This is a genomic window from Halomonas stenophila (assembly GCF_014192275.1).
Taxonomy (GTDB): Bacteria; Pseudomonadota; Gammaproteobacteria; order Pseudomonadales; family Halomonadaceae; genus Halomonas; species Halomonas stenophila.
In genome coordinates this window covers 136,288-142,287 of record NZ_JACHXR010000010.1, presented here as the reverse complement: position 1 = coordinate 142,287, position 6,000 = coordinate 136,288, and the positions used below count along the sequence as shown (strand labels likewise).

Sequence of the window (6,000 nt, the reverse complement as noted above, 5' to 3'; positions counted from 1 at the left end):
TCTCCAGCAGGATCTTCAGCGTCATCGGCAGGCGGTCGATGTCACCGAGCGCCTCGGCGGCCTTCGCCAGGCTGTGGTAGTGGTAGGTCGTGCCGGCGGCCTCGAGGGTCTGCAGGGTCTCCGGTAGGGACTCGGTACTCATGGTGTCTCCTTTCGTTGCGCGGGCCGGCGACGCTAAGGGGGCGCCGGCCCGCGGTGACCGTGTATAACAGGGCTGATTCAGCCGAACAGCCAGGGATCGATCAGTCCGCTCGGGTAGGTCAGGGTGAGGAACTCGGCCATGCCAACCAGAAAGGCCGTGACCCCAAGCGCCATGATAGCCGCCACCCAAGGCTTGAGATGCGCAATGCTCAGCAGGAAGGCGAGGCAGAACAGCGTCGCCGCGGTGATGAAGCCCAGCAGCAGCATGGCGCCCACCAGCGCGAAGAAGCCCGCCAGCCAGAGGCCCTGCAGGCCGATGGCCTGATGCTGCCACTGGGGATGATGCATCAGGCAACGGGCGATCTCCATGAGGCAGGAAACGGCGAGGATCGCGATGGCCAGCCGGGGCATGATGCCCCCGATCAAGGTCAGATCGGCCACATCCACCCAGGCGACGACCGCGGTACCCAGCAGGGCGGCGAAGAGCACCACATCGATGACGCCCAGGGTGGGAGGTTCGGAGCGGGCCGTGGATGCCGCGCCGACTGAGGAGGCCTCGCGACGCTTGATCCACAATGAGCGCAGCAGGGGAATGAAGAGAGCCGCAAGGATCAGGGTACCGATGATCAACACGCCGGGGCGCATGAAGGCGTCCGTGCCCTGGAACTGCACTGCCTGGTAGAAGTATCCCTCCGCTCCCGGAGCCAGCACGAAACCGATCAGGAAGGCGGGACGCGACCAGTTCGCCTGCTTGAACAAGACCCCCAAGATGCCGACCGCCCCCAGAGCAAGCAGGTCGCCCGTGGAACGGGTGGCCTGGAAAGCGGCGAACATGATCAGCACCGTGATCAAGGGGGCCAGCGTGGCGAAGGGGACCCGGGTCAGGCTGGCCACGGGGCGAGCCAGCACCAGGCAGAGTGCGGCCCCCAGGATGTTGGCCAGAGCCAGCGACCAGATGATGGTATAGGTCAGGTCGAGGTGGGTCTCGATCATGCCGACGCCGGGCTGCAACCCGAGCAACAACAGTCCGCCCAGGAAGACCGCGGCAGTGCCCGAGCCGGGTACGCCGAACAGCAGGGTCGGAACCATGGCACCGCAGGCGCAGGCATTGTTGGCGGATTCGGGGGCGATCACCCCGCGGATGTCCCCCTTGCCAAACTCGGACTTGTCCTTGGCGCTTTGCACCGCGTGGCCATAGGTGAGCCAGTCGACCACCGAGCCGGCCAGGCCAGGGATGGTGCCGATCAGGCTGCCGATAGCAGCGCAGCGCGCCACGAGACCACGTTGCTCACGGACATCGCGGATGCCTTGCCGCCAGCCTTCGCCGAGTTTGCACGGCTCTTCGGCGATGGCACCACGCTTGACCAGCAGATCGACAATCTCAGGGAGTGCGAAGATCCCGAGACCCACCACCACCAACGGCAAGCCATCGTAGAGATAGTCGAGCCCGAAATTCATGCGGAATTCGCCGGTGGCCGGCGCCATGCCGATGGCGCCCACCAGCAGGCCCAGGCCACAGGCGGCCAGCCCCTTGAAGAGGTCGCGCCCGGAGAGCACGGCCACCATCGACAGGCCGAGCAGGGTCAGCATGAAGAGCTCGGAAGATGAGAATGACAGCACCAGCGGACGGGCGATCAGGATAAAACCGGTGAGAATGACGGCACCGATGAGCCCCCCGATCATCGAGGACAGGAAGGCACTGGACAGCGCGCGTGCCGCCTGGCCACGCTTGGCCAGCGAAAAGCCATCGATGACGGTCGCCTGGGAAGCGCTGGAGCCGGGAATACCCAACAGCACGGAGGCGAAGGTATCACCGGTGGGGATCACGGCGACCAGGCCCATCAGCATGCCAAGGGCCACGGTCGGTTCCATGCCGTAGAGGAAGGGCAACAGCAGCGACATGCCGGCGATGCCCCCGAGGCCGGGAATGATGCCGACGACGAGGCCGACCAGCACGCCCAGTACCATGAAGAGCAGATGGGACAGGGTGAAGAGCTGTCCCAGGCTGGAAAGAAGGATATCGAGCATGGCGTATGGCTCTTATATTGTGTGATCGGGAGGAGCCGGGGCTGCCGGCCCCCAAGGGGCCGGCACATCCCACTGCGCGTCAGATCTTGGCGCCGTGCTCCGACTGCAGCCAGTCGGCCAGCCAGTCGCGAGTGGCGTCATCGATGGACATGGCGTCATCAAGGTGACGTTGGACAGTGTCGCCGATAACCGGCGTGTATGGCCCCAACTGGGCAGCGGCCTCCTCCTTGAACGCTTGGGTGTCCACGAAGTCGCGAGCCGCCTGACGATAAGTGTTGATCAGGGCCTGCGGGGTGTCCTTCGGCACCATGATCAGCTTCTGCAGGGCATAGCCGGAAGCAAAGAACTTGCGAAACGCCTCGTAGGCGTTGCCCGACGGTGCCTCGCCATGCCGGGCCTGGTAGACCTCGTTGAAGGTAGGCAGATCAGGGAACGCCGGGTCGCGGACGATCTTTCCTTCGTCGTTCAGCACCCCGAGCGTGAGCAGCGGCACCGCCTTGCCGGCCTCCACCAGCGGCTCTACGTTGCTCAGATAGGCGGAGGTGGTCTGGAAGTCGATGTCAGCTTCACCACGCTCGAATGCCAGGCGACCCTCCCCCCGGCTGCGCATGCCGAACACGGCTTGCACGTCGGCGCCCAGCATGTCCAGGGCGATCAAGACCGGCAGCTCGACGCCGGTGGGGTTCTGCGCCGCCAGCTTGACCGGCTGTTCCAGCAGAGCATCCAGCGCACTATCGGCCGTTTCGCCGAGACTGGGTTGGGCATAGACCACCCCACCCGTCGGCGTGGCCAGGATGGGCGTCCAATCGCTGTAGTCGTAGCGGACGCGAGGATCGTCGAGCATGGCCGGATACTGGGTCGAGGCCGAGGTCCCTAACCAGTCGCTGCCATCCGACTTGGCACGCACGGCGAACAGATTGGCACCATTGATGGAGCCGCCACCCGGCACATTATCGATCATGATGGTCGGCTCTCCCGGCAGAGACTCGCTGAGCCAGGGGGAGAAGAAGCGCGCCCAGACATCCGTGCCACCGCCGACACCAAACGGTATGGTCCACTTGATGTTACCGGGTACCTCGACGTCCTGAGCCTGGATAGAAGTCGTCAGGCCCAGTCCAGTGATCGCAAGCCCGATCAGCGCAGCCTTCTTGAGCCGACCGAGCGAGTGGGAAGAGATTGCAGTCTTTTGGATCTTCATGGCATTACTCCTGGCGTGTTGTCGTTGTCATGGCTGATGATGGAGATCCCAGCGCTCAGCTGGCTTTTGAAGTCAGCATATCCGGACTGGAGGCAGAAGGAAGCGAGTAGAAGATGTTCCCACTCATGATCTTCCTGGCGGTGCGGATGAGGGAAACACGCGCAATATCGCAGGGATTCCCGTTGCGGTGCTCGACATCCAGATCGATGAATCCAGAGGGGTGTTCCAGCCTTACGTGCGACAGCCGGCCATCGGATGCCAGCTTCTCCGCTCCAATCGCGATTCGGTTTGCCACGGTGCCAGGGACACTGACGGCCGTGGCGACCGCGATGGCGCCGGTGACGGCAATGGCCTTATGACAGCGGTGAGGCACGAAGTAGCGGGTACACAGCGTAGCGGTATCGCTAGACGGTGCTGACACCAACACGGGCTTGGGCAAGACGCTCTGGCTGACGTCCCCCAGTCCCATTCGACGCCCGGCCTGGCGACGAATCAGCTCCAGCCGCTTCAGCATGGCGGGATGATCGTCCAGCTCAGAGGGGGATTCCCGGCCGCTCAGACCCAGATCGGCCGCGTTGACCATCATGATGGGGGTGGCGGCATCGAGGCAGGTGACCTCGATGCCATCGATCGTGTCGGTGGCCTGCCCGGTCGGCAAGAGCGCGCCGGTCTTGGTCCCGTCGATATCGAGGAAGCTGAGCTGAATGCCGGCGGCACGCCCCGGGACGCCGCTGATGCGCGTATCGCCCTCGTAGCACACCTGGCGCTCAGGGGTCGGCACGCGACATTCGATCAGGCGCTGGGTATTGAGGTTGCGAACGCGGACGATAGTGGTCCCTTCCTGGGGCTCCACCAGGCCCGTCTCGATGGCATACGGCCCCACAGCGGACAGCATGTTGCCGCAGTTCGGATTGAAGTCGACGCGCCGGTTGAGCACATCGACCTGCGCGAACAGGTAGTCGACATCCGCCTCGGGATGGGAGGAGCGCTCCACGATGGCCACCTTGCTGGTCAGCGGATCCCCTCCTCCGATGCCATCGATCTGGAGAGCGTGTCCTGATCCCATTAGCTTAAGCAGGATCTCGGTTTGCGCTTCCTGGCTGTCGGGAAGGTCTCTCATGTGCAGGAAGGGGCCTCGGGAGGTGCCACCGCGCATGATCATGCAGGGAATGCTGTTCATCATCGTCATGCCATATCGCGTTTAAAAGTTGTGATATGAGCATGTCAGGGGGCTTTTGATGCTTCAAATGCAAATAAATATGTCTGTCAATGTCATTACCGCATTAATGTGCTAAAGTTATTAATCACCACTACTTCATGCAAGAGTCAGGATATGCTACATCGACTAGAATTTCTTGATCTGCAAGCCTTTATTCTGGTCGCAGAGCTGGGCTCGTTCCACGAGGCCGCGCAACGCCTGCATCTCTCTCAGCCGGCGCTATCTCGACGCATTCAGAAGCTTGAGGAGCTTCTAGAGATCGAGCTTCTGGAACGAACCACCCGGCGGACGCGGCTGACCCCTATCGGCACGGACTTCCTTCCCCGCGCAAGACGCATGATCGAGGAGTACGAATCATCGATCCTGGGCATCCGCGAGCTGGCCACGCATCAGAAGGGGACGGTTACCATCGCCTGCATCCCCACCGCGGCCTTCTATTTCCTGCCTAGTGTGATCCGTGGCTTCAGCGAGGCATGGCCGGGGATCCGCATCAGGATCCTCGATGTCAGTGCCAAGGAAGGTCTGGAAAAGGTGATCAGCGGCGAGGCCGACTTCGGAATCAATATGTTCAGCGCCCAGAGTCCTGAAGTCTCCTTCACACCACTATTACGAGATCCCTTTGTCCTGGCACTACGTTCCGACCACCCTCTTGCGGATAAAAGTCGCATCGAGTGGTCGGATCTCGAACAGGTCAGGTTGATCACCGTGAGCCGAGACAGTGGCAACCGGATGCTGCTGGACAATACCCTCTCGGCTGAGGGCATCCGGTTGAATAGTTTCTACGAAGTCCAGCACCTTTCCACCTCCCTTGGCCTTGTCGAATCTGGTCTCGGAGTGGCGATCCTACCCAAAATGACAATGCCTGGTCCCGACCATGACACCCTGTGTTCACGTGAGCTGCCTGAACCACGTATTCAGCGCACCATCGGTCTGGTGAGAAGTAATTCGCACAGCATTTCCAGCACAGCCCAGTTGTTTATCGATATGCTTCTCGAGCATTGGGGAGGCTCCATATGCTCCTGAAAGATTCTGGGTGTAACAGTGATACATAATATCCGGCTAGAGAATATCTCGGATAAATAAGTGTGCTATATCTTAACTCGCTGTATTTCCGCTTATTGACGATTCTTGACTCCCGCAGCTGATCGTCTAGTTGGCCAATGGCGATAGGGCTTCAGCCACACAGCAGGGTGTAGATGGAGCACAGCAGCTAGTCAAGATATACCACATTCACGGTAAGAAGGTGGATAAAAAATAGATGTCCTTTCTGCTCGTTCGGGCTCGGCATCTGAACGTTGCTTGGTGAGTTCAGATAGCCGCGCCCATCAGCTAGCACTTATAAGGCGGGGGTTGCTGGCCAGGGGGAAGGTTCGGGTCCCAATCCCGGCATTCTCCTGGCGGTGGTAGGTGCCCC

The 6,000-nt window shown here is 61.4% G+C and carries 4 protein-coding genes; 1 reads left to right on the top strand and 3 read right to left on the bottom strand.

Annotated features, from left to right (window positions below; all coding sequences use genetic code 11):
- Window positions 1-219: 219 nt before the first annotated feature.
- The 3 genes from FHR97_RS15585 to FHR97_RS15575 all read right to left on the bottom strand — a co-directional run bounded on the left by FHR97_RS15585 (window position 220) and on the right by FHR97_RS15575 (window position 4,556).
- Window positions 220-2,169: a tripartite tricarboxylate transporter permease gene (locus FHR97_RS15585; RefSeq protein ID WP_183384716.1), complete on the bottom strand. Its 1,950-nt coding sequence runs from the start codon at window positions 2,167-2,169 to the stop codon at window positions 220-222.
- A 79-nt stretch (window positions 2,170-2,248) separates the two neighbouring features.
- Window positions 2,249-3,367 (bottom strand): Bug family tripartite tricarboxylate transporter substrate binding protein, encoded by a 1,119-nt coding sequence (locus tag FHR97_RS15580; protein ID WP_183384715.1) that lies wholly within the window; start codon window positions 3,365-3,367, stop codon window positions 2,249-2,251.
- A gap of 55 nt (window positions 3,368-3,422) precedes the next feature.
- Window positions 3,423-4,556: a 4-oxalomesaconate tautomerase gene (locus FHR97_RS15575; RefSeq protein WP_221187820.1), complete on the bottom strand. Its 1,134-nt coding sequence runs from the start codon at window positions 4,554-4,556 to the stop codon at window positions 3,423-3,425.
- A gap of 144 nt (window positions 4,557-4,700) precedes the next feature.
- Here FHR97_RS15575 and FHR97_RS15570 point away from each other — a divergent pair, with 144 nt between their 5' ends.
- The gene (locus tag FHR97_RS15570; RefSeq protein WP_183384714.1) at window positions 4,701-5,609 is read left to right on the top strand and encodes a LysR family transcriptional regulator; all 909 of its coding nucleotides are present in this window, start codon (window positions 4,701-4,703) and stop codon (window positions 5,607-5,609) included.
- Window positions 5,610-6,000 lie beyond the last annotated feature (391 nt).

Bases quoted from the DNA above. Each gene is read 5' to 3' on its own strand.
- FHR97_RS15575 (WP_221187820.1), bottom strand. From the start codon at position 4,556: ATGACGATGATGAACAGCATTCCCTGCATGATCATGCGCGGTGGCACC.
- FHR97_RS15585 (WP_183384716.1), bottom strand. From the start codon at position 2,169: ATGCTCGATATCCTTCTTTCCAGCCTGGGACAGCTCTTCACCCTGTCC.
- FHR97_RS15570 (WP_183384714.1), top strand. From the start codon at position 4,701: ATGCTACATCGACTAGAATTTCTTGATCTGCAAGCCTTTATTCTGGTC.
- FHR97_RS15580 (WP_183384715.1), bottom strand. From the start codon at position 3,367: ATGAAGATCCAAAAGACTGCAATCTCTTCCCACTCGCTCGGTCGGCTC.